The 21,934-nt window shown below is 48.5% G+C and carries 24 protein-coding genes; 13 read left to right on the top strand and 11 right to left on the bottom strand.

Annotated features, from left to right (window positions below; all coding sequences use genetic code 11):
* The first annotated feature begins 39 nt into the window (after positions 1 to 39).
* Positions 40 to 789: an oxygen-insensitive NADPH nitroreductase gene (gene nfsA / locus KNO98_RS08955; protein WP_214700555.1), complete on the top strand. Its 750-nt coding sequence runs from the start codon at positions 40 to 42 to the stop codon at positions 787 to 789.
* A gap of 44 nt (positions 790 to 833) precedes the next feature.
* Here the strand turns inward: nfsA and KNO98_RS08960 are convergent, their stop codons facing one another.
* From KNO98_RS08960 to KNO98_RS08970, 3 genes are all read right to left on the bottom strand, one after another.
* On the bottom strand, positions 834 to 1,952 hold the full coding sequence (locus KNO98_RS08960) for a TlpA family protein disulfide reductase (RefSeq protein WP_214700556.1): 1,119 nt from the start codon (positions 1,950 to 1,952) through the stop codon (positions 834 to 836).
* Positions 1,953 to 2,018: 66 nt separating this feature from the next.
* A complete protein-coding gene (locus KNO98_RS08965; RefSeq protein WP_214700557.1) occupies positions 2,019 to 3,419 on the bottom strand; it encodes an MBL fold metallo-hydrolase in 1,401 nt (466 codons plus the stop codon).
* Between the two features lie 32 nt (positions 3,420 to 3,451).
* A complete protein-coding gene (locus KNO98_RS08970) occupies positions 3,452 to 3,748 on the bottom strand; it encodes a rhodanese-like domain-containing protein (protein ID WP_214700558.1) in 297 nt (98 codons plus the stop codon).
* Positions 3,749 to 3,863: 115 nt separating this feature from the next.
* Here KNO98_RS08970 and KNO98_RS08975 point away from each other — a divergent pair, with 115 nt between their 5' ends.
* Positions 3,864 to 4,238 carry a rhodanese-like domain-containing protein gene (locus KNO98_RS08975; RefSeq protein ID WP_251129558.1) on the top strand — a complete coding sequence of 125 codons (375 nt, stop codon included), beginning with the start codon at positions 3,864 to 3,866 and terminating at the stop codon, positions 4,236 to 4,238.
* 33 nt (positions 4,239 to 4,271) lie between these two features.
* Positions 4,272 to 5,051: a sulfite exporter TauE/SafE family protein gene (locus KNO98_RS08980; protein WP_026826601.1), complete on the top strand. Its 780-nt coding sequence runs from the start codon at positions 4,272 to 4,274 to the stop codon at positions 5,049 to 5,051.
* A 43-nt stretch (positions 5,052 to 5,094) separates the two neighbouring features.
* Here the strand turns inward: KNO98_RS08980 and KNO98_RS08985 are convergent, their stop codons facing one another.
* The 3 genes from KNO98_RS08985 to KNO98_RS08995 all read right to left on the bottom strand — a co-directional run bounded on the left by KNO98_RS08985 (position 5,095) and on the right by KNO98_RS08995 (position 7,112).
* Positions 5,095 to 5,289 (bottom strand): hypothetical protein, encoded by a 195-nt coding sequence (locus tag KNO98_RS08985; protein ID WP_026826600.1) that lies wholly within the window; start codon positions 5,287 to 5,289, stop codon positions 5,095 to 5,097.
* Positions 5,290 to 5,464: 175 nt separating this feature from the next.
* Entirely contained in the window at positions 5,465 to 6,202 is a 738-nt protein-coding gene (locus KNO98_RS08990) for an ABC transporter permease (RefSeq protein WP_214700559.1), read from the bottom strand.
* Positions 6,180 to 7,112, bottom strand: a complete 933-nt coding sequence (locus tag KNO98_RS08995) for an ABC transporter ATP-binding protein (protein ID WP_214700561.1) — start codon at positions 7,110 to 7,112, stop codon at positions 6,180 to 6,182. Before KNO98_RS08995 ends, KNO98_RS08990 begins: the two co-directional genes overlap by 23 nt.
* A 336-nt stretch (positions 7,113 to 7,448) precedes the next feature.
* Here KNO98_RS08995 and KNO98_RS09000 point away from each other — a divergent pair, with 336 nt between their 5' ends.
* The 4 genes from KNO98_RS09000 to KNO98_RS09015 all read left to right on the top strand — a co-directional run bounded on the left by KNO98_RS09000 (position 7,449) and on the right by KNO98_RS09015 (position 12,412).
* A complete protein-coding gene (locus tag KNO98_RS09000) occupies positions 7,449 to 10,301 on the top strand; it encodes a 2-oxoglutarate dehydrogenase E1 component (protein WP_214700563.1) in 2,853 nt (950 codons plus the stop codon).
* A gap of 18 nt (positions 10,302 to 10,319) precedes the next feature.
* Positions 10,320 to 11,594 carry a 2-oxoglutarate dehydrogenase complex dihydrolipoyllysine-residue succinyltransferase gene (gene odhB, locus KNO98_RS09005; RefSeq protein WP_214700565.1) on the top strand — a complete coding sequence of 425 codons (1,275 nt, stop codon included), beginning with the start codon at positions 10,320 to 10,322 and terminating at the stop codon, positions 11,592 to 11,594.
* A 139-nt stretch (positions 11,595 to 11,733) separates the two neighbouring features.
* Positions 11,734 to 12,090: a hypothetical protein gene (locus KNO98_RS09010; protein ID WP_214700566.1), complete on the top strand. Its 357-nt coding sequence runs from the start codon at positions 11,734 to 11,736 to the stop codon at positions 12,088 to 12,090.
* The gene (locus KNO98_RS09015; RefSeq protein WP_214700567.1) at positions 12,080 to 12,412 is read left to right on the top strand and encodes a hypothetical protein; all 333 of its coding nucleotides are present in this window, start codon (positions 12,080 to 12,082) and stop codon (positions 12,410 to 12,412) included. Before KNO98_RS09010 ends, KNO98_RS09015 begins: the two co-directional genes overlap by 11 nt.
* A 49-nt stretch (positions 12,413 to 12,461) precedes the next feature.
* Here the strand turns inward: KNO98_RS09015 and KNO98_RS14805 are convergent, their stop codons facing one another.
* On the bottom strand, positions 12,462 to 14,054 hold the full coding sequence (locus tag KNO98_RS14805) for a diguanylate cyclase domain-containing protein (RefSeq protein WP_214700568.1): 1,593 nt from the start codon (positions 14,052 to 14,054) through the stop codon (positions 12,462 to 12,464).
* A 122-nt stretch (positions 14,055 to 14,176) separates the two neighbouring features.
* Here KNO98_RS14805 and KNO98_RS09025 point away from each other — a divergent pair, with 122 nt between their 5' ends.
* The 4 genes from KNO98_RS09025 to KNO98_RS09040 all read left to right on the top strand — a co-directional run bounded on the left by KNO98_RS09025 (position 14,177) and on the right by KNO98_RS09040 (position 16,535).
* Positions 14,177 to 14,833 carry a DsbA family protein gene (locus KNO98_RS09025; RefSeq protein WP_214700569.1) on the top strand — a complete coding sequence of 219 codons (657 nt, stop codon included), beginning with the start codon at positions 14,177 to 14,179 and terminating at the stop codon, positions 14,831 to 14,833.
* Complete coding sequence (locus KNO98_RS09030) at positions 14,834 to 15,247, top strand: disulfide oxidoreductase (protein ID WP_026826592.1); 414 nt, start codon at positions 14,834 to 14,836, stop codon at positions 15,245 to 15,247.
* Positions 15,248 to 15,251: 4 nt separating this feature from the next.
* Positions 15,252 to 15,839 carry an SCO family protein gene (locus KNO98_RS09035; RefSeq protein WP_274357262.1) on the top strand — a complete coding sequence of 196 codons (588 nt, stop codon included), beginning with the start codon at positions 15,252 to 15,254 and terminating at the stop codon, positions 15,837 to 15,839.
* Positions 15,840 to 15,941: 102 nt separating this feature from the next.
* On the top strand, positions 15,942 to 16,535 hold the full coding sequence (locus tag KNO98_RS09040; RefSeq protein WP_214700570.1) for a Crp/Fnr family transcriptional regulator: 594 nt from the start codon (positions 15,942 to 15,944) through the stop codon (positions 16,533 to 16,535).
* Here the strand turns inward: KNO98_RS09040 and KNO98_RS09045 are convergent.
* Positions 16,495 to 17,217 carry a DUF4386 domain-containing protein gene (locus tag KNO98_RS09045; protein WP_214700571.1) on the bottom strand — a complete coding sequence of 241 codons (723 nt, stop codon included), beginning with the start codon at positions 17,215 to 17,217 and terminating at the stop codon, positions 16,495 to 16,497. The two genes, KNO98_RS09040 and KNO98_RS09045, sit on opposite strands and share 41 nt — an antisense overlap.
* A gap of 182 nt (positions 17,218 to 17,399) precedes the next feature.
* Here KNO98_RS09045 and KNO98_RS09050 point away from each other — a divergent pair, with 182 nt between their 5' ends.
* Entirely contained in the window at positions 17,400 to 18,494 is a 1,095-nt protein-coding gene (locus tag KNO98_RS09050) for an MBL fold metallo-hydrolase (RefSeq protein WP_214700572.1), read from the top strand.
* Between the two features lie 22 nt (positions 18,495 to 18,516).
* On the opposite strand, the gene KNO98_RS09055 is transcribed toward KNO98_RS09050, so the two are convergent.
* The 3 genes from KNO98_RS09055 to trhA form a co-directional block, all read right to left on the bottom strand.
* On the bottom strand, positions 18,517 to 19,734 hold the full coding sequence (locus KNO98_RS09055; protein WP_026826588.1) for an MFS transporter: 1,218 nt from the start codon (positions 19,732 to 19,734) through the stop codon (positions 18,517 to 18,519).
* A 97-nt stretch (positions 19,735 to 19,831) separates the two neighbouring features.
* Positions 19,832 to 20,527 (bottom strand): DsbA family oxidoreductase, encoded by a 696-nt coding sequence (locus KNO98_RS09060; protein WP_214700573.1) that lies wholly within the window; start codon positions 20,525 to 20,527, stop codon positions 19,832 to 19,834.
* An 87-nt stretch (positions 20,528 to 20,614) separates the two neighbouring features.
* A complete protein-coding gene (gene trhA, locus KNO98_RS09065) occupies positions 20,615 to 21,259 on the bottom strand; it encodes a PAQR family membrane homeostasis protein TrhA (RefSeq protein WP_026826586.1) in 645 nt (214 codons plus the stop codon).
* A gap of 127 nt (positions 21,260 to 21,386) precedes the next feature.
* On the opposite strand from trhA, the gene KNO98_RS09070 reads away from it, so the two are divergent.
* Positions 21,387 to 21,905 (top strand): DUF1836 domain-containing protein, encoded by a 519-nt coding sequence (locus KNO98_RS09070; protein ID WP_214700574.1) that lies wholly within the window; start codon positions 21,387 to 21,389, stop codon positions 21,903 to 21,905.
* Positions 21,906 to 21,934: the final 29 nt, after the last annotated feature.

Here is a 21,934-nt window from a genome sequence, read left to right on the forward strand (position 1 = left end):
CAAACCTTGTGCCAAGATTGAAAAAAGGGGGAAGAACGTATGAACGAAGTGATTGAGACATTATTGAACCACCGTTCCGTCCGCGATTTTACGGACGAGAAATTGACAGATGAACAAATTCAGACAGTCGTCGAGAGCGCACAACGCGCATCAACGTCTAGCTTTATCCAAGCATACTCCATCATCGGGGTGACCGATGAAGCGAAAAAGAAACGACTTGCCGAGATAGCGGGTGATCAGTCCTATGTGGTCGAGAATGGTCATTTCTTCGTCTTTTGTGCGGATTTGCATCGTCATGAAATGATTGGTGAGCTACAAGAGGCTGAGGTTTCTGCGACGCTTGAGACTGATGAGAAACTACTTGTTGCTGTGATCGACGCGGCGCTTGCCTCACAAAATGCGGCGGTGGCAGCGGAGTCGATGGGACTCGGGATCTGTTATATCGGCGGCATTCGGAACGACCTGTTTGCTGTGAAAGAAGTGCTCGAATTGCCAGAACGGGTCATTCCGCTCTTCGGGATGGCAGTCGGTGTACCGGCTACAGTCGAGGATCAAAAACCACGTCTACCGTTCCACCATGTCTACCATGAGAACACATACGAGGCGAATCCTGAACGGATCAAACAGTCACTTTCCGATTACGATGCGTTGATCCACGATTATTATATGGTCCGGGGCTCTAACCCGCGTAAAGATACGTGGACCGGACAGATGGGGCGCATGTTGTCGAAATCGACACGTCTTGACGTCAAAGACTTCTTGAAAGCACAAGGCTATTTGAAGCAATAAGATAAACCGCCGACAAGTCTCTGTCGGCGGTTTTGTCATGTTCACTATAATTGAGCATCGAGCCAGTCATGATCGATGGCGCCGAATTGCTTCGCAATGATTACTCCAGATTCATCAAGCACATACGTCGTCGGCATCGCTTGAATTCGGTACGCATCACCGACTTGGCCGTCACGGTCATAGACGACGGTAAAAGCGTCTTCGTACGGTTCGACAAACGAGACGGCATTGCTTGGATCGCGTTCGCTCGTCGTCGTGTTAACAGCAACGATGATCACATCTTCACGCTCTTTGGCGAACGCGGCCATATCTGGCATCTCTGCGCGACACGGAGGGCACCAAGACGCCCAAAAGTTGACGACGACGAGCTTACCGCGTAACGATTCTAAGTCGAATGCGCTCCCGTCGGTTCGTTTTAATTCGAACGAAGGTGGGATTTGCCCGATATTCAAACCGGTCGATGCCGTCTCGGTGGTGACGGTTTGCGACGCGCGTTCCGGTAGAGCAGCATTTACCACCGCTAGCACGACAAGAACGCCGATACTGAATTGTACGGCTTTCCTTGAAGGGCGAGCGAGAAAGACGGTCAGTCCAAACAGGACGAGGGTGATGACGATCATCCACCATTGAATCTGTCCGACTGCGTATGATTCAAACAGCCAGATACTAGATGCACCAAGGACGGTCCAAAGGATGTTCCCGCGTGTCGGCTCATGCATCCATCGCCACGTCGTTACGAGTAGCAGAAGGATGAGGACGGCGCTCCATAGATGAATCGGTTGGTCGGGAAGATTCAATATCGTCCCATACACAGGGACTGCGAGTGTCATCCCGAGCCAGACGAGGACCCCACTTAGCACCCAATATCCTAAAAGGTCTCGATCGAGTCGATAGACGAGCCAAAGTACGATTCCGCTTGCAATCAGTTGAGCCCAAATACCTCCAGTCGCATAGAGAGCGATTGAGATATCACGTGTCGTCAAGAGACCGATGACAATCGCACTTCCTTTCCAAGCGAGAAAACCATAGAACCATGTACCGATGACGGCTTCACGTTGTTTACTTGTCAACCCAAGGAAGCGGAAGATGCCATAAAGGACAACAAGACTCAGTAAGAAGATGAGTAAATCTAAACGAATGTTAAGTGGACCGATAGCGACCACGTCTTTCCCTCCTAAACAAAAGGCACCCCTCTCGAAGCGGGCGCCATATTCATAGTCAGTATAACATTATTTGATTTGTTGAGCGTTCAAGACAGTCTTCATCGCACCGTAGCCACCAAGGACGTTGTGGATGTTTTTGTAGCCGAGCGATTGAAGGACACTTGCCGCCATGCGTGAGCGGACGCCTGAAGCACAATGAACCGCAATCGTTTGGTCTGTCGGAAGACCTTCATGGTCACGTGCGAGTTTTCCGAGCAAGATGCGCTCTGCCTTTTCGTAATGGCTTGCGTTCCATTCTGTCGCGTTTCGAACGTCAAGAACGAAGACGTCTCCTTTTTCAGCAGCTTCAATCGCTTGTTCTGCCGTCACGTCCGTATACGTTTCCGTCAAGAGCGATGCTTCGAGTTCTTCGACTGGAACGATGAAACGAAGACGGTCAAGGCCAATCGATTGAAGGTCCGTTTGAACTTGATCGATGTCCTCAGCACTTGCGATGAGTGTGATATCTTTGTCGAAGTTGACGAGCCACCCCGCCCACGAGACGAACTTGTTGTTGTACGGGATGTTAATCGTCCCTGGTACGTGTCCGTTCGCGAAGTCCTCACCTTTACGCGTGTCGACGACTTGCGTCTCTTCGACGAGTGTATCGAGACGATTCGATTCGACGACTTCAGGCCGAGTAATTTCAGTCGTGACTTGGATGCCTTCCTTGTTCACTTTTTTCATCATCGCGAAGTAGTTCGGTGGTTCGGGTTGATCGGTTGTCAACTCTTTGATGAAGGCATCTTTGTCCGTCATCTGCAGCGCCCAGTTCGTCGCTTTCTCGTAACCGACCGTTGACGTAGGAACCGCACCGAGCGCTTTCCCGCAAGCGCTACCTGCGCCGTGTCCAGGCCATACTTGAACGAAGTCTGGTAGAGCTACGAATTTTTTGAGCGAATCAAACATTTGTTCTGCGCCGATTGCCGTCGTTCCTTTTACACCTGCTGCTTCTTCGAGAAGGTCAGGGCGACCGATATCGCCGACAAAGACGAAGTCCCCTGTGAAGATTCCCATCGGTTGTGTTTGATTGCGGTCATACAATAAGAACGAGATATGCTCTGGTGTATGGCCAGGTGTGTGCATGACTTCGAGTGTCACGTTTCCGATTTTGAACGTCTCACCGTCTTTGACGAGTTGTGAATCGATGTCTTTCGCGAACGCATACTTCCATGAAGCATCTCCTTCATCAGATAGATATGCTTTTGAGCCTGTGCGTTTCGCGAGTTCGAGTGAACCGGACACAAAGTCTGCATGGATGTGAGTCTCTGCCGTTGCAACAATGTTCATGCCTTCTTTTTTAGCTTCCTGAAGGTATGGTTCGATGTTGCGGGCCGGGTCGATGACAATCGCTTCTCCCGTCATTTGGCAACCGACCATATATGAAGCTTGTGCTAATTTTTCATCATAAAAATAACGTAATAACATGTGAATTTCCCCCTATGACCTAAAGTAATGGTTTATTCGACTTCGCCTTGCCAGCTCATCATCCCGCCATCGACGTTCGTGACATCGAACCCGAGTGAGTCGAGATAAGCAGATGCATTCATGCTGCGTCCGCCAGCTGCGCAAATAACGTGAATCGGTTTAGAGCGATCGAGCTCATCGACTTTTGCCCCGAATTCAGAAAGTGGTACGTTTTTCGCTTGTTTGATGTGACCTCCAGCATATTCATCTGTCTCGCGCACATCGATTAAGTTGAGTGAATCGTCTGCTTGAAGTAACGCTTCTAATTCAGTAGTCGTAATCGTCTTCATAAGTCATTGATCTCCTTTTCATTTCCTAGTGATTTGGCAACGAGAATGTTTCGTTGGCTTTAATATACCCCCTAAGGTATAATGAGCGCAAGTGAAAAGAATTGGAGGAGAAAAGATGAAGAAAATTTCCTTATTTGTCGGAATTGTGGCTTTAATGGGTATTTTTATCTTTGTAATCACATCTGAAAAGGATGATATTGTGAAGATTGATACAAAAACTCTACAAAACAAATTGGAAAACGAGGAAATAACACTCCTTGACGTACGTGAAGTGTCTGAATACGAGGGGGGGCATATTTCAGGAGCGGTGAATGCACCACTTTCTTCATTAGATGCTGCCCAATTATCGTATCCGAAAGACGAACCGATTTACGTTATTTGTCGGAGTGGTAACCGAAGTGCCCAAGCTGCCACACAGTTACAAGACGCCGGCTATACAGAAATTTATGACGTTTCAGGCGGTATGATTTCTTGGGAAGCGAATGAATAATCAGAGAATAATAAACTAAATGGAGGAGTCTATATGGAGTTCGGTTTTATCATTACAATTTTTTTAATAGGATTTATCGGATCATTTATTTCTGGAATGGTCGGAATTGGAGGATCCATCATCAAATATCCGATGTTGTTGTACATTCCACCACTTTTAGGATTTGCTGCATTCAGCGCACACGAAGTTTCAGGAATCAGTGCGATTCAAGTATTCTTTGCAACTATCGGTGGGATTTACGCTTATCGTAAAGGTGGATACTTAAACAAGCAATTGATTCTCTACATGGGTGTAGCAGTATTGATTGGTAGCTTTATTGGAGGGTATGGATCGACGATTCTTTCGGAGACGATGATCAATGTTGTTTACGCTGTACTCGCCACGATTGCAACGATTATGATGTTCTTGCCGAAACCGCAAGTGGATGATATGCCACTCGACCAAGTGCAGTTCAACAAAGTGATTGCGGCAAGTTCAGCGTTCGTCGTAGGAATCGCGGCTGGTATCGTCGGGGCGGCGGGTGCATTCATTCTCATGCCGATTATGCTCGTCGTCTTACGCATCCCGACAAAGATGGCGATTGCCAGTTCACTTGCCATCACGTTCATCTCGTCAATCGGTTCGACATTCGGAAAAATCATTACCGACCAAATCGTCTGGGAACCGGCTATCATCATGATCATCGCGAGTTTGATTGCCGCACCGATCGGAGCAAACGTCGGCAAAAACATGAATACGAAAGCACTTCAATGGATTTTGGCGCTACTTATTTTAGCGAGCACCATCAAAATTTGGAGCGACTTGATCGCATAAAAAAATCACGATGCCTAGCGTGTAGGCATCGTGATTTTTTCGATTATTTCGTAATGAAATAGTAAAGCAGACCGAGTCCGATGAACGAGACGGGGAGCAAGATGATGTAGAGCCAAGAAACCATCGATAAGCTTTTCTTTTGGCTGTACGTGGAACGGTCTTTCCCGAGCCCGACCATGATGGTGAAAATGAGCGCAATCAAACAGACGAGCAATGCTAAACCGATCGTGAGAGCCATATTGTCACATCCTTTTTTCAACCTATTACCTTCATCATATCGTATGCTTGCTAGTGACGTCTTCCAGAATATTGAGTTTATGTGACAAAAGGGAAAGAGAATCGTCACACATGCAGATTCAGACAACAAAAATCTCTATCGATTCGAACGTGTCGAATCAATAGAGATTATTTGTTTATTCCGCGAACGTTTTGCTACGGAACATGAACGCCGTGATGAGGTAAAATGCGACGATATGAAGGGCGACGTAGAAGATCGAGAAGCCGATCGTAGCATCCATTGCTTTCATGAATTCAGGATTCACGTCATAAATGGAGAGGTCCGTATGCAAGAAGACGACCCATTTCGCAAGCTCAGGTTTCCAAGCGACGAGAAGACCACCGATGATACTAGACGCGAAATTCGCGAGCACCGTGAAACCGATGACGACACCGACCGACTTGAAGACGACCGAGAACATGAGTGTCAAGAAGATGATGAAGATTGGTCCGCTCACACTGATGAGGATTGGACGAACGACGTCCCATGTGACAGAACCGTCTAGCGTGAGGGAGAACCCGAACGCGACGACTAAGATGAAGACGAATTGTAACAACATGACGAGGACGGCCATGACGAGTTTAGATAACAAGATACGGTCACGAGAATAAGGACTCATCAAGAGATGCTTCAGCGTATCGAACTTCAGTTCGTTCCCGACCATCTCAGCCGTGAAGACGATTGTAAAAATACTCAGGAAGGCGATAGCGCCCATTGTTGAAAATTCAAAGAACGATGCCGCTTCCGGTGTACCGTCTCCACTTGCCAATACGGCGTATACGATGAGGATGATCGCCGTGTATACACCTAAGGCGACATATGGTTTAATCGTACGATGCCATTTCATCCATTCATTGCTGAGTAATGAACGCATTGTTCGAACCTCCTTCTTTTTTCGTTAATTTCAAGAATTGTTCTTCGAGCGACTCGTGCTTCATACCGATTTGATAGACGGCGATGTCTCGCTCGATTAATTGTTTCAATAAGATTGGGATATCTGTCTCCTGTCGCGGTACGATGAACGACTCGGCAGACTGCTGGACGATTTTCACGTCATCAAAGGCGAGTGCAGCGACGTCGAGTGCATCGTTCATCTGTTCTTTGGCAACTTTACAAAGGATGACACTCTCGGCTTTCGTTTGTCCATCTTCTACCGATTTGATTTGCCCTTGGTCAATGATGGCGAAGCGGTCCGTAATCAATTCCATCTCACTCAACAAATGACTTGAGATGAGGATGGCGATCCCGCGATGGTCAGCGAGGTGGCGTAAGTAATTCCGAAGGTCGGCGATTCCAGCTGGGTCGAGACCGTTCGTCGGCTCATCTAAAATGAGAACTTTTGGATTATGCAACAAAGCACGGGCAATCCCGAGACGTTGCTTCATCCCGAGCGAGTACTGTTTCACTTTCATCTCGAGTTTTCCGTCGAGACCGACGAGTGCGCCGAGCGCGTTCAAGTCGACTTTTTTCAAATTCGGAATCAAGTTCATGGCATGAATCAAGTTTTCTCGTCCTGTCATGTACGGGTAAAACGCCGGATTCTCGACGATGGCACCGATTCGGCTCAGCGCCTCTTGGCGACTGTTCGCGACGTCATATCCGTCGACGGTTACGGTCCCGTGAGTGGCCGGCATGAGACCTGTGATAATACGTATCGTTGTTGTCTTCCCCGCGCCGTTTGGGCCGAGAAAACCAAAAATCTCACCTGGAACGACATCAAAACTGACATTCGTCAAAACCGTCGCTTTTCCCATTTTCTTGTGAACATTCTGTACGGATAACATGTTGTCACCTAGCTTTCTTTTAAATGTGTTAGTGTGCTTCCTACATCCCCTTCTACGGGCTTGTTTGAAATAAGGTTTCATCTTTTTTTGAAATTTTTGAAACAAATGCTTGTGACACAATTTATCGATAAGCAAAACTTATTGAAATAGTATGGACGAATTGTGAATTTGTAAGGGTCTTTCCGCCATGAAAGGTGTAGTATGAAGTTGAGCGTAAGAGGCAAGATTTTGTTTTGTTCACTAGGGTAAGAGATAAGTGAACGGCTTCGGGCTACATGTTAAAATGAAAGCGTTCACAGATAGAACGTTTAGGAATGGATAAGGGGGATTTATTCAATGGGAGAGTCGTCGAATGTCCACGAGAAATCGCAAGCATTTTATGGTCCTAACTTAGGCTACATCATTGAACTGTACGAGCAATATTTGGAAGACCCATCAACGGTCGATGAGGAGACTCGTCGTTACTTCGATGAGAATGGGGCGCCAGTAGCATCACCGGTAGAAGCATCGGTCTCGGGTCCATCGTTTGATTTGGAGAAGGTCGTCTCTGCGACACGCCTTGTCAATGATATCCGTGCTTTCGGTCACAAAGCGGCCGATATTTATCCACTGAAAGATCATCCACGAGAGCAGGAATTGTTCGAACTGTCACGTTACGATTTGACAGAAGAAGATTTGTTGCGAATTCCAGCACGCCTTTTATCAGACGATGCACCGAAACCAGATGCGAGTGCTCTCGAGTTATTCCGTCACTTACTTGACGTCTACACAGGGACGGTCGCCATCGAACTTCGTCACTTAGACGATATGGAAGAGAAGAAGTGGATTCGCCGCCAAGTCGAACAAGGCGCGTTGATGCAAAAATTCTCAAAAGAAGAAAAAATAGAATTATTCACACGTCTTGCTGAGACAGAACTGTTTGAGTCATTCCTTCATAAAACATATGTCGGACAAAAACGTTTCTCCATCGAAGGATTGGATGCGATGGTGCCATTACTCGATGCCATGGTCGGAGGACTCATCTCGAGCGGTTCTGAACATATCAATATCGGAATGGCCCACCGTGGACGTTTGAATGTACTCGCCCACGTACTCGGTAAACCGTATGAAATGATTTTCGCGGAATTCCAGCACGCACCGAACAAAGAATTGATTCCGTCTGAAGGGTCGATCGGCATCAACTTCGGGTGGACGGGAGACGTGAAGTATCACCTCGGTCTTGACCGTAAAGTGGTTGAACAACAAAAAGAAGTTCGACTCAACTTAGCGAACAACCCGAGTCACCTCGAATTTGTCGGCTCCGTTGTTGAAGGTTACACGCGTGCCGCGCAAGATAATCGGTCCGAAAAAGGTTCGGCTGTACAGTACGATGATTTGGCGGCCTCGATCTTGATTCACGGGGATGCGGCCTTCCCAGGACAAGGAATTGTCGCTGAGACGCTCAACATGACGAATTTGACGGGTTACCGTACAGGTGGGACGGTTCATGTCATCGCCAACAACACAATCGGTTTCACGACGGACCCGAACGATTCACGTTCGACGCGTTACGCGAGTGATATCGCCAAAGGATATGAAATCCCGGTCTTACACGTGAATGCGGATGACCCGGAAGCGTGTGTCGCCGTCGCGAAGTTGATCAGTGAGTATCGTGCCAAATTCCATAAAGATATCTTAGTCGATTTAATCGGATATCGTCGTTACGGTCACAACGAAATGGACGAACCGATGAACACGAACCCTGTTCTTTATAAAGCGATCAAGGGACATCAATCTGTCCGTCACGTCTATGCTGCACAGCTTGAAGCAGAAGGCGTTATGACGAAAGAAGAGAAAGCGCAAGTTGAACAAAACATCGAAGAGGCGCTCAAAGCAGCCCGCGACCTTGTTCCTCCTGAAGAAGTGGACGCGGACATCGTCTTGCCGGAAGCTGTCCATAAAGGATTCCCGAAAGTCGACACGACTGTAGAGCACGATCTGCTCACTCAATTGAACGAAGAGTTGCTTGACTGGCCAGAAGGGTTTGGTGTCTTCCATAAGCTTCAAAAAGTACTCGACCGTCGCCGCGAGGCCTTCAACGAAGGTGGAAAAATCGACTGGGGTCACGCGGAAACGCTTGCCTTTGCTTCGATTCTTTCAGATGGTACGCCCGTACGCTTGAGCGGTCAAGATTCGGAACGTGGAACGTTCGCACAACGAAACATCATGTTGAACGATGTCGAATCAGGGAAGAAGTTCTCGCCACTCCATCAATTGTCGACAGCGAAAGCGTCGTTCTCGGTCTATAACAGCCCACTTTCAGAAGGATCGGTGCTCGGTTTTGAATATGGCTATAACGTATTTGCACAAGACACGCTCGTACTGTGGGAAGCACAATACGGTGACTTTGCGAATTCGGCTCAAGTCATGTTTGATCAGTTCATCTCAGCGGGACGTGCGAAATGGGGTCAAAAATCAGGCCTCGTCATGCTCTTACCACACGGATACGAAGGACAAGGACCGGAGCACTCGAGTGCTCGGATGGAGCGTTACTTGACACTAGCCGGGGAGAAAAACTGGACTGTCGCAAACCTTTCGTCAGCGGCACAGTACTTCCATATTTTACGTCGCCAAGCCGAGATGCTCGGAAAAGAAGAGATTCGTCCGATGATTATCATGACGCCGAAGAGCCTGCTCCGTCATCCACTCGCCACATCACCAGTCGAGGCGTTCACGGAAGAGGGATTCAAACCGATCATTGAACAACCAGGTCTCGGTGAGTGCACCGAGCAGGTGGAACGTCTCGTCTTCTGCACAGGAAAGATGGCAATCGATCTCGCAGAAGCAGTCGGCAAGTCAGAGGAATCACTCGACTTTCTCCATATCATCCGTGTCGAAGAAATTTATCCGTTCCCGGTACGCGAGATTCGTGACGTTATCAGTCGCTATCCGAACGCGCGTGAAATCGTCTGGGTACAGGAAGAACCGAAAAATATGGGAGCTTGGTCATACATCGAGCCCCGCCTTGAAGCGGTCACAACGAATCGCCTCGACGTCCGTTACATCGGTCGTCGCCGTCGTTCAAGCCCGGCTGAAGGAAATCCGACAGCCCATAAACAAGAACAAGCACGCATCATCCGTGAAGCACTCGCTCGTGACGTCGTCTCGAGCGGTGCAGGCACGAGCACATATCAAAAAGATCGTAAATAAGTTAAGGGGGAACTCATTGTGATCGAAATCAAAGTACCGGAATTAGCAGAGTCCATTACGGAAGGAACGGTCGCGACATGGCTCAAACAGCCGGGCGACCAAGTTGAAAAAGGGGAAGCCATCGTTGAACTCGAGACAGATAAAGTCAATATCGAAGTCCCGGCTGACGAAGCGGGTGTGTTAGAAGAACAACTTGCCGGAGAAGGGGATACGGTTCAAGTCGGTGAAGTCATCGCACGTCTCGGTTCAGGTTCTGGCGGTGGAACGGCTGTCGCGACGAAGACGAAGACAGAAAACGCGGCAGAAACGAAAGCAGAAGCGCCGACTGAGAAAAAGACAGAGTCTGTCGAAGAAGGCAAGAAAGTCGAGAAGCGTGAAGAGCACGTCGCAAGCCCTGGTAAAGGACCGATCGCGACACCGGCTGCACGTAAGCTTGCTCGTGAGAAAGGCATCGACCTTTCAGCCGTTCAAACGAACGATCCAATTGGGCGCATCAACGTACACGATGTTTCGAAACATGAAGACAAACCAGCTGTGAAAGAACAAAAAACGGCTGCTGCAACACCTGCACCACAACCTGCCGCAAGTGGCAAAGAAGAAGAGCGCATCAAGATGACGCGTCGCCGTCAGACGATCGCGAACCGTCTCGTCGAAGTGCAACAGACGGCAGCGATGCTCACGACGTTCAACGAAATCGATATGTCGGCGGTCATGGCACTTCGTAAACGTCGCCAAGAGAAGTTCGTGAAAGACAACGATGTCAAACTCGGCTTCATGTCATTCTTCACAAAAGCAGCGGTAGCGGCGCTCAAACGGATGCCTTACTTGAACGCTGAAATCCAAGGTAACGAAATCGTCTTGAAGAAATATTACGATATCGGGATTGCCGTGTCGGCTCCAGACGGTCTCGTCGTGCCGGTCGTCCGTGAGGCGGACCGTAAAAACTTCGGGGAAATCGAAAAAGACATCCTTCACCTCGCGGATAAAGCGCGTAACAACAAGCTCGGGTTGAGTGATCTGACAGGTGGTACGTTCACCATCACAAACGGGGGCGTGTTCGGTTCACTTCTTTCAACGCCAATCTTGAACGGACCGCAAGTCGCCATCCTCGGGATGCACTCGATTCAACTCCGCCCAGTCGCCATCGATGCGGACACGATGGAGAACCGTCCGATGATGTACGTCGCGCTCTCGTATGACCACCGAATTGTTGATGGTCGCGAGGCTGTGACATTCCTCAAACACATCAAAGACATGATTGAAGATCCAGAACAGTTGTTGTTCGAAGCGTAAGAAGAGAAAGTACTCGCTCCTATCTCGGGGTGGGTACTTTTTTATGTGAGGTTATAATCAAACCCTTTTTATGGAATTTTTAGCAAGGTATATATGTTATCCTTGATAGAGCGAATCAATAAAAGGGCGTGAATGGTAAATGAAATGGAGAAAATGGTTTCCTTGGATGGGACTTGTCTTAGTTGTCATTGTCGTTGCTACATATGCATTCTATCAGTATTGGATGGGGCCAAATCCAGCTGAACTCGACCGTGAACAGTTGACGGAAGAAGAATACACTCGTGCACTCGAGTTGATTGATACCATCAAAGAGGAAGACCCATTCGGACGGCGTCAAAACGTCACGCGCCGCATCAACCCGCAAGAAACGACGGGACTCGACTTTGACGACCCCAAAAAAATTGAACAAAGGGAATCTCGTCGAAGTAATGCATCTGATGACCCATCAAAAAATATTGGCGACAGAAAAAGCGGGTGCAATCCCGATGACGCATAAAAATCTGAAAGAGGTTCGTGAATATTTGGAGTTGTTGCACGATCAAAATAAAATCAAAAGCGATGACTATCTTCAACTCGGAGGAATCATTGAACGGTGGGGAAAAGCCATGTTTGATGAGATTGACAAAGAACAGGACGTTTTGTTAGAGGAAATGTATGCCGCAATCGGATTTTCGAATGGACTGTCGACACGTGCAGAAGAAGAGTTGTTCATCTTGAATAACTTTGGGGAGGAATACGTGTATACGATGGATTTGGAGCCGATGCCAGAAGAGGAAAATGAGCAGCAGGATGACATGATAACGGAAACTGAAGAGTAAAAATGAAAAGGAGTTCAGCATGAACTCCTTTTCATATGGGCGCCCAAAATTATTCGAACAATTCGTGGAACGAAAGCTGTTGTTTCCCGTTCGCTTTTGACCGATACAAAGCGTCGTCCGCTTGTTCGATGGCGACATGTGGTGGTTCAGGTGGCGACCAAATCGATGCACCAATACTTGCCCCAACAGAGATGAAAGTAGTGTCAATCGTCACCGGTTGTGAGAGCGTGTCGATGACCGATTTACCGATTTGATGAATTTCTTCAACCGAACATTCACGTCTCGGGAACATGAGGAAAAATTCATCTCCGCTCAATCGGACCGGGTATAACTCATCGATTGTAAGTGTTCGGAGTCGTTGTGAAATTTCGACTAACAACGTATCCCCGACCGCATGGCCATATGTATCGTTCACCGCCTTGAACCCGTCGAGATCGAGATAAAAGAAGACATGTGTCTCTTCTGAATCATATAGTCGATTCAACTGTTCCCGTAAAGCGACGCGGTTCGAGAGCCCGGTCAACGCATCGCGATTCGCAAGTTTCTCAAAGTGTACCCGTTCCGACTCCGATTCGGTGAGGGAAGTGACGAGTGATTCCAAGGCGAATGCGAGCGACTCGATTTCTTCGATTCCGGACTGATGTGGAAATTTATTGGCTTTCCCTTGTTCCATGAGCGAAGCCGTTTCAGTGATTCGCTTCAACGGTCTCGTCACGATAGAAGCGAGCAGCCAACCGAGGACAGCCGTCACAAGAGATGCGAACAAACCGATCCACAGGATTCTCGTTTCTAGCGTCTCGACCGGTGCGAACGCGACTGCTGCCGGCTGACGGACGACGACACGCCAACCGAGTCCAGGATATTCATCATACCCTTCTCCGATGGACATACCCGTCAGATAGTCCTGACCATCTTCCCATTTTTTTACGGTGGCTCCTTCTGTAAACGATACGAGAAGTGGTTTTCCGACCATGTCGTCTGGGCCGAGGAGTACAACGTTGTCTCGTTCACTGACGACGAATAAATCCGTATCATCGACTTGTTCATGGAGCGTCCGATTGAAATGTCCGAGCACTTCTTTTCCCCAGGCCCAGCTCAAATGAGTGGCAAGCACCCCTTGAAACGAGCCGTCTTGAAATAACGGGACACTGATATCGACGAATTGGAGCGGTTCTCCCGTCGGATTCGGCAATAATTCAGCTAAGAGGACCGCCTCGTGGACATCTCCGATAAAGGGGGCATCTTGCGCTTCAAGATATACCGGACGTTCGGCAATCGAGGCTCCTTCAAGAATCCCGTTCGTGGAAGCGACGACGGTCCCGTCCGCATCCGTGACACCGATCCAAGAGAATGCCGGGATGTTCGATTGGACTTGATCGAGAAGTCGTCGTGTTTCGTCTGGCTCCTCTAAATCAAGTCCTTGCAAGAGTTGAACTTCTTGATAACGTGACCACATATAAAAGTCGAGTTTGTCCGCCAATTGATGCGAGGTCGTGGAGAGTCTTTCCCCGATTTCTTGTTCGAGCGAGTCAGACGCCCGGTGACTGATCAGAGATGTGAGTGCGATCGTCAGTAAAAAGACAAGCGTGGCAATGCTAAGCGCCAAAATGAGACCGAGGCGCATCGTAAAAGACTTGATCATGCGAGAAAAACCTCCTAAAGCTTGAAATGAAGAGAATTATGAAAAACGAGTCGAACACATGATAGGTGTAAGAGCTTCCGCTATAATGAAAGACGAGTCGAAAATAAATAGAGGTGAAGAGAATGAAAAAGAATCAATGGTTGGTCGTCATGACCATCGTCGCGGTCGCATTGATTGCAATCGTGTTCGTCTTGCTCAATCAAGATGAGTCGGCAACAGTCGATCGAGGCGATCATGTGTCCATCGAAGGGCAACCGACGCTTGGGGACCCAGAAGCGAAAGTCTCAATCGTCGAGTTCGGAGACTATAAATGCCCATCATGCAAACAGTGGGGCGACACAATTTACCCGCAACTGAAAGCGGATTATCTTGACAAGGAAGACGTCAGCTTCAGCTATATTAACGTCTTGTTCCATGGACAAGAATCAATTTTGGCATCACTCGCTTCCGAATCAGTATACGAGCAAGACCCTGAATCGTTCTGGAAGTTCCATAAAGCGCTCTACGACGCGCAACCGGCTTCTCAGCAACACGACAACGCATGGGTGACCGTCGAGAAGTTGAAGGAGATCGCGAGCGAGACGACATCGGTCGACTTGGCAAAACTTGAGCAAGACCTTGGAGAAGAATCGACCGTACTCGAAAAAGTCAGCAAGGACGATGGTCTTGTGAAAGAGAACGGTGTGCAATTCACACCGTCAATCATGATCAATGGTGTGATGCTCGAAGACCCGTTCGATTATGAACAAATCCAACAGTTGATCGAGCAGGATCTATAAATGAAGTCATTTCACGAAAAATATGGCTTGTATCTCGCTTGGCTCGTCTCTTTGACGGCGACGCTCGGCAGTCTCTACTTCAGTGAGATCCGGGAATTCGTGCCATGTGAGCTATGTTGGATTCAACGTATTTTTATGTATCCGCTGACGATCATCCTAGGGATTGCCGTCTTCACGGACGATCGGACGGTGCGGAAATATGTGTTACCGCTTACTATCATAGGTGGTTTCGTTTCACTTTACCATTACTTGGTACAAAAAGTGCCGGGCTTTGCAGAAATTCAACCTTGTGCACAAGGGGTTCCGTGTAGCGGTCAATATATCAACTGGCTCGGGTTCATCACGATCCCGTTCCTCGCGTTGACAGCTTTCACGTTCATCACAATCTTGATGTGGAATGTCAAAAAGAGATAAGGAGTTGGAACGCGTGAAGAAATGGTGGATCGGTAGTTTAATGACGATGCTCATCGTCCTAGCAGGATGTGGACAAGAGATTGAGGACCCGCTCAATTGGCAAGTCGAATCGTTCGAATACATGAACCAAGAAGAAGAGATGGTCAGTCTCGAAGATTTAAAAGGCAAAGTATGGATGGTGGATTTTGTCTTCACGAGCTGTGAGACAGTCTGTCCGCCGATGACGTATAACATGACGAAGCTGAATGAAGCACTCGAGGAGGAGGGCGTCGAAGATGTGCAATTCGTCTCGTTCAGTGTCGACCCGACAGTGGACACTCCACAGAAGATGAAAGAGTTTATGAGTGGATACGACCTTGTGAACGCGGATTGGCAGTTCCTCTCAGGCTACTCACAAGACGAAATCGAGACGTTCGCTCAAGAGAACTTCAAAGCGCTCGTACGTAAGCCTGAAGAAGGCACACAAGTCGACCATGGCACATATTTTTACTTGGTCGATCAGGAAGGTAAGATTATGAAGGCTTATCCCGGGTTCCAAAACGTCCCGACGGAAGACATCATCAACGACATTAAAATCTTGCAAAAGTCTTAACAAAAGACCTGTCTCACCAAAGCGGTGGGCAGGTCTTTTTGAATGGCGAAACCTGCTATACTTGAGGGAATAGATCGATTTTCCTGAAAAGGAGTGAGTTGAGTGAAAGACGTCCTGATTCAATATATGAAGCGATTTACGGATATGAGTGACGAAGAGTGTGAACGGTTGACAGCCGATGTACCGATTACCACATTTCCGAAAGGTACGATTTTATTACATCAAGGAGACGTCCCGACTAAATGCTATTTCGTACTGAGTGGCTGCATTCGTCAATATAAGGTTGACGAAGAAGGGAACGAGCATACCGTCGATTTCATCACGGAAGAACAGAGCATCACCATATTGACGAAACATCAATCGGACGGACGGTCACCGTATTCATTATCGTGTCTGGAGAAATGTTGTCTCGTCGTCGGTGATCTTGCGACGGAGCAACAACAATACGAGATGAATCCCATCTTTGAGGCGATGACACGTGACATGATTGAAGAGGACATGGGGACGATGCGGGATGAGTTCGCTGAGTTCATGTCTTCTTCACCTGAAGAGAGATATCAGACATTGATGGAGAAGAGACCTGACTTGGTTCATCGCGTCCCGCAATATCAACTCGCAAGTTACCTTGGCATCACCCCGGAATCACTTAGTCGAATCAAGAAGCGGGCGATGCGTCACCTTCGGATTGTCGAGTGACCTTCTTCATTCTTAGTGTTCTTCCTTTCACAATTAACCATACGGCAAAGGCCAACTCCCCGAAGAACATTGGGAGCATGAGAAACAGTTCGAGCATTGCCGTCATGCCTTCAACTGCAGGGAATTGATAAAGGACATGGACGAGCGTATAGCTGAAGCCGGCAAGGAGAAGCAGGACCCCAATCATTCTCGGAATGAGCCGGGTCCGCACTGCCATCCATCCGATTGCGATAAGGTGAAGCCCGAACACAATCAAGCCGAATGACCAAATGCCTTCAAAGGAAGTGACCGTCTCATACATTTGTCTAGCTGAAGCGGATGGATCGAGGAGGCGTTCGGCTTCGACGAGTCGCAAAACGGCAAACGCGAGAATCAGTGTATAGACGAATCGAAGTGCTCCGATGAGTAGGGCGAATGTGACATGCAGCGGTTTGAAGACACGGTATAGTCCGTAGGCGACAATCAGGTCTAGCCCGACAATGATGCCCCAGCCGATGATCCCGAAACGAAACAACGTCGGATGACTCATTAAGTTTTGATACGTCGTCATCGGATCATTTTCGATTATGAGGGATTGGTAGACATATCCTTGAGCGAAAAAGGCGACGAGTGCCATGAGGACGAGGGCAATCCCGGACGAGAATGCGGCACGTCGCTGTGAACGTAAAGGTGAATGTGTCATGAGAAAAACTCCTTTCGATTAATCTTATCTCCATCATAAAAGGGTGGACGAGGGTTCACATTGACTTAAATCAAGAACACTCTATTTTTTTGAAAGATAAGTGAATATGCATACTAATCGAGATGAGAATGAGGAATGCACGCTATAATCAATTCAACGAACTTGTAGAAAAGAGGATCTAAATGAAAAAGACGATGTTGCTCTCATTGGTCGGAATGGCGGCTGTCACTGGTACGATTCTGACGCAGTACAAACCACTCGGACGAAAACCGAAATCACTTCAATCCCCGAACCGGGTCAACGGAACGTTCCGTAATCAATACGAGACGCCGATGAACTTTTCCGCAGAGGACATGGTATCGATGGCGCGCGACTATCGTGACGTGACCTCACTGCGCAAGCCGACTGAACGTTTACCGATCGTGCCCATCGATTTCGAGGAGAAGACGGGCTCAAGCTTCACGAGAATCTACTGGCTCGGTCATTCGGCCCTCATGGTGCAAATGGATGGGAAGACGATGCTTGTCGACCCGATGTTTGGACGAAGCCCATCCCCGCTTCCGTTCGCGAAAAATGAACGCTTCAGCGAAGACTTGCCGTTCGACCTCGAGGATTTGCCTGAGATCGACGTCGTCTTATTGACGCATGACCATTACGACCATCTAGACTATGGAACGATCCTTGCCCTCAAAGACAAGGTCGCCTTGTTCATCGTGCCGCTCGGTGTAGGAAGTCATTTGAAACGATGGGGTGTCGGTGCAGAGAGAATCGTGGAGCGAGATTGGAACGAGTCTTACACGTTCGGGAATTGGACGTTTGTCTGCACACCTGCACGTCACTTCTCCGGTCGTTCGTTGACGGACCGAAACAGTACGCTCTGGGCATCATGGGTCGTTCTCGGCGAGGCGGATCGTCTCTTCTTCAGCGGAGACAGCGGCTATGCTCCTCACTTTAAACAGATTGGTGAACAGTACGGACCGTTTGATTTCGCCGCTCTCGAATGCGGACAATATGACGTGCGCTGGCCGGACGTCCATATGCAGCCAGAAGAGACGGCGCAAGCGTTTCATGATTTACGTGCCGACCAAATGATGCCGATCCATTGGGGTGCGTTCACACTGTCGTTCCACGATTGGTTCGACCCGGCAGAACAAATGGCATCGCTATTACCTAAAGAAGTCGTCCTCACTCCGAAGATTGGGGAGCGTATCACGCTCGACGGTCGGAATGATACGACGACGTGGTGGCGAGAGCTCCAAGACGCAAACAAGCGATGACCGAGGTCATCGCTTGTTTTTGTTATGAAGACATTTTTTCTGTAGAATCTTCCTCGATATGCAATTTATGTTTTCGCGTATACACAAGAAATGCAGCCGTCATGGCGATGGAACTGATTCCGAACAAGACGACCATGAGCTGAAGTCCGATCAAATCGAGGAAGAACCCTGTCACGAGCAGGACGACTTGGAAGACAATCCGATCGAGCATGTTACGGAACGAGAAGAAGCGACCGTGATACTCTTTTGGCATCCGTGTCTGAAAAATCGTGACAGCCGTCGGGAAAAAGCAACCGACCGAGAAGCCGAAGAGGACGAACGCGGCAATCGACATGAACGGGATGTCAGCGAAATAAAGCATGAGTTGCGCGACGCCAATCAAAAACGAGAACGAGAATAAAATCGAGAACGCCGAGAATTTTTCTCCGATTCGCTTGATCATGAAGGCACCTGTCATAAAGGCGAGTCCCTCAGCCGTATAAATCCACCCCTTAATTGCCGTCGAGTCTTGCAGTTCACTGATGTTGATGACGAGCAAGTTGAACCCTCCGATAAAGAGGAGCGGGATGAGCGTCATGACGAGGGTCATGAAGATGACTGGGATCGATTTGATGATGGGGAAGACGTCCTTGAAACCGCTCGACGCTTTCGCATCCAGTTTCTTCGCCGACGGTGTCTTCGTTTCGTCTAGCTGTAAGAACAGCGTCGCAACCGCAAGCAACAGATAGGCGACGAGCGAGAGTGCATAGACGTTCCGAAGTGAGATGAGCGTCAACAACACACCAGCAATCGCCGTCCCGATGACACGCGACAACGTCGACACGTTCATGTGCACACCGTTCAAGGCGAGGAGTTCCCGTTCTTTCACGATGAGCGGAATCGCTGCCTGCAGGGCAGGGAAGTAAAAGGCGGCCGATCCTTGTAAGATAATTAAAAAGACGACCATCCACACGACCGAATTCGTTTCGATGGCAACGAACATGAAGAGCACACTGAGTGCCCGAACGACGCTTGAGATGAGCATGATTTTTTTCTTAGAGCCTTGGTCGGTCAAGCGTCCCGCGAGCGGACCGATGGCGACCCCGGCGAGTAAGCCGATGGCGAGAATGACCGCCTTCACAAAGTCAGATGGGACACGGTCTTGCATAAATTCCAAGTTCCCGATGATGCCGAGCCATAGACCGAGACCGGCGACAAATTCGCCCGTCAGAATGATCCAGACGTTCCGATTTTTCCACATAGATGTAGTCCTCGATTCTTATATGCTAATCACTATTATCAAGTAGTGGGGTGAAGAATACCACAAAAAAGAAGCCGACGTTCGGCTTCTTCATGAATCAAATATCACAGTTGTCGTCCGTGCATGTCGCACCGTTCGAGAGGACTTGAATCGTCGGGTTGTTCTCAGACCAAACTTTTTCGAGTACTTGCGTGAACGCTTCCGTCGGTTGAGCACCGGATACCCCGTATTTATTGTCGAATACGAAGAAAGGTACACCTGTGATGCCGAGGTCGCTTGCGCGCTTCTCTTCGGCACGAACGTCATCCGTATATACGTCGGTCGTCAAGACATCACGTACCGCGTCACCGTCGAGTCCGACGCTTGTCGCGATGTCAAATAGGACATCGTGGTTCCCGATGTGTTTGGCATCGACAAAGTAAGCCTGAAGCAACGCTTCCGACAATTCTTTCTCTTTCCCGACCGTCTTCGCATAATGCGTCAAACGGTGCGAGTCGAGCGTACCTGTGACGACCATGTTCTCGAAATCATAGTCGAGACCGACTTCGCGAGCTTGAGCAGCAACTTGTGCCGTAGTGCCTTTCGCTTGTTCGATTGGCATGCCATACTTCGTCGCGAGCGCTTCATAGATGGTACGTGAATCATTTGTCGGAGCGTTCGGATCGAGCTCGAAACTCTTGAATTCGACTTCCACTTGGTCCGCCTGTGGGAACTGTTCGAGTGCTTCTTCTAAACGACGCTTCCCGATATAACAAAACGGACAGACATAATCTGACCATACTTCAATTTTCATAGTGAATCCCTCCTGTCCTTAGTGTAGAAAATCTTGAATTCAAAGTACAGGAAACGGCTCACAAAAAAAGCCCTCCACGCGGAGGACTTAAAAGACGTACCAGAAGACACAGACGAAGTGGGCGAAGCTTCCGAACAAGATGAACAAATGGAATACTTCATGGAAACCCCATCCCCGCCAGTTGACGAACTTTGGCTTGAACCCATAAATGAGTCCGCCAATCGTATACATGACACCTCCGAGCACGAGCCAGAAGATGCCGGCGTTCCCGATTACATCATGGAGCGGTCCGATGAAGAAGACCGACAACCAGCCCATCCCGATGTAGAGCGCGGTCGACAAGAAGCGCGGGGCATGGAACCAGACAAGTTTGAAGACGATTCCGAATAAGGCGAGTGCGTGTACCGTGCCGAAGAGGACCCATCGTGTCGGGCCTTCGAGCGCGAGTAGCGTCAGTGGCGCATATGTACCCGCAATCAATGCGTAAATCATCGCATGATCGATTCTCCGGAAGAAGGCAATGACGTTCGGTGAAGCGATGATGCTATGGTAAAGACCAGACGATAAATAAAGGAAGACGAGGCTGATGCCAAATAAAATTGCGGCCATAATCGCGAGTGGCGAACCTAGCAGTGAGGCTTTGACGACCATAGCGATGAGCGCAACGAAAGCGAGCAAGGCTCCAGCGAGATGCGTCAGCGCGTTGATTGGTTCCCGAAAAATTGAATTCATGTAAAACACTCCTTATCACATCATGTAGTATCGATAACTACATGATATACTGAATGAGACTAAACAGCAAGGTATACCTTTCGACAACGGGAAGAGTTCTTTATACTAAGGAGGTGAGGTGAAACAGATGAAATCAAAAAAAATTGCCGAAACAGAAGGGACGCTTCCTCGGGAAGTGTTACCAACAATCGATTTATACATGGACCAGGTCATCCAATTGTTCGAGCAGCATTATGGCAAAATGAAGCGGAATAAGGATGAGACGATTTTGACGAAGACGATGATCAACAACTATGCGAAGGGCAAGTTGTTCCATCCCGTCAAAAATAAGAAGTATACGAATGAACATCTCATGTTACTCAGTTTGATCTATGAGATGAAGGGCCTCTTATCGATTAGTGATATTAAGGAAACGCTCCGACCGTTGAATGAGTCGGACGAGACGTTCTCTCTTGAGGACTTTTACGAGGCGTATCAGGCACAAAAAATGAAGAATGTAGAAGCGTTCGAGGTTCAAGCAGACACGCTTTTGAATGCATCGCTCGAAAAAGAGGGCGGTGTGCAGCGGTCGCTCGCTATCGCGTCTGCCGTTCACATGAGCCACTTGTATCAACGATTGGCCGAGCAGTTGATTGACGAAACGTAAAAGAACTCCTCGTCAGGAAATCTTCCTGT

This window comes from Exiguobacterium sp. s57 (assembly GCF_018617685.1).
Classification (GTDB): Bacteria; Bacillota; Bacilli; order Exiguobacteriales; family Exiguobacteriaceae; genus Exiguobacterium; species Exiguobacterium marinum.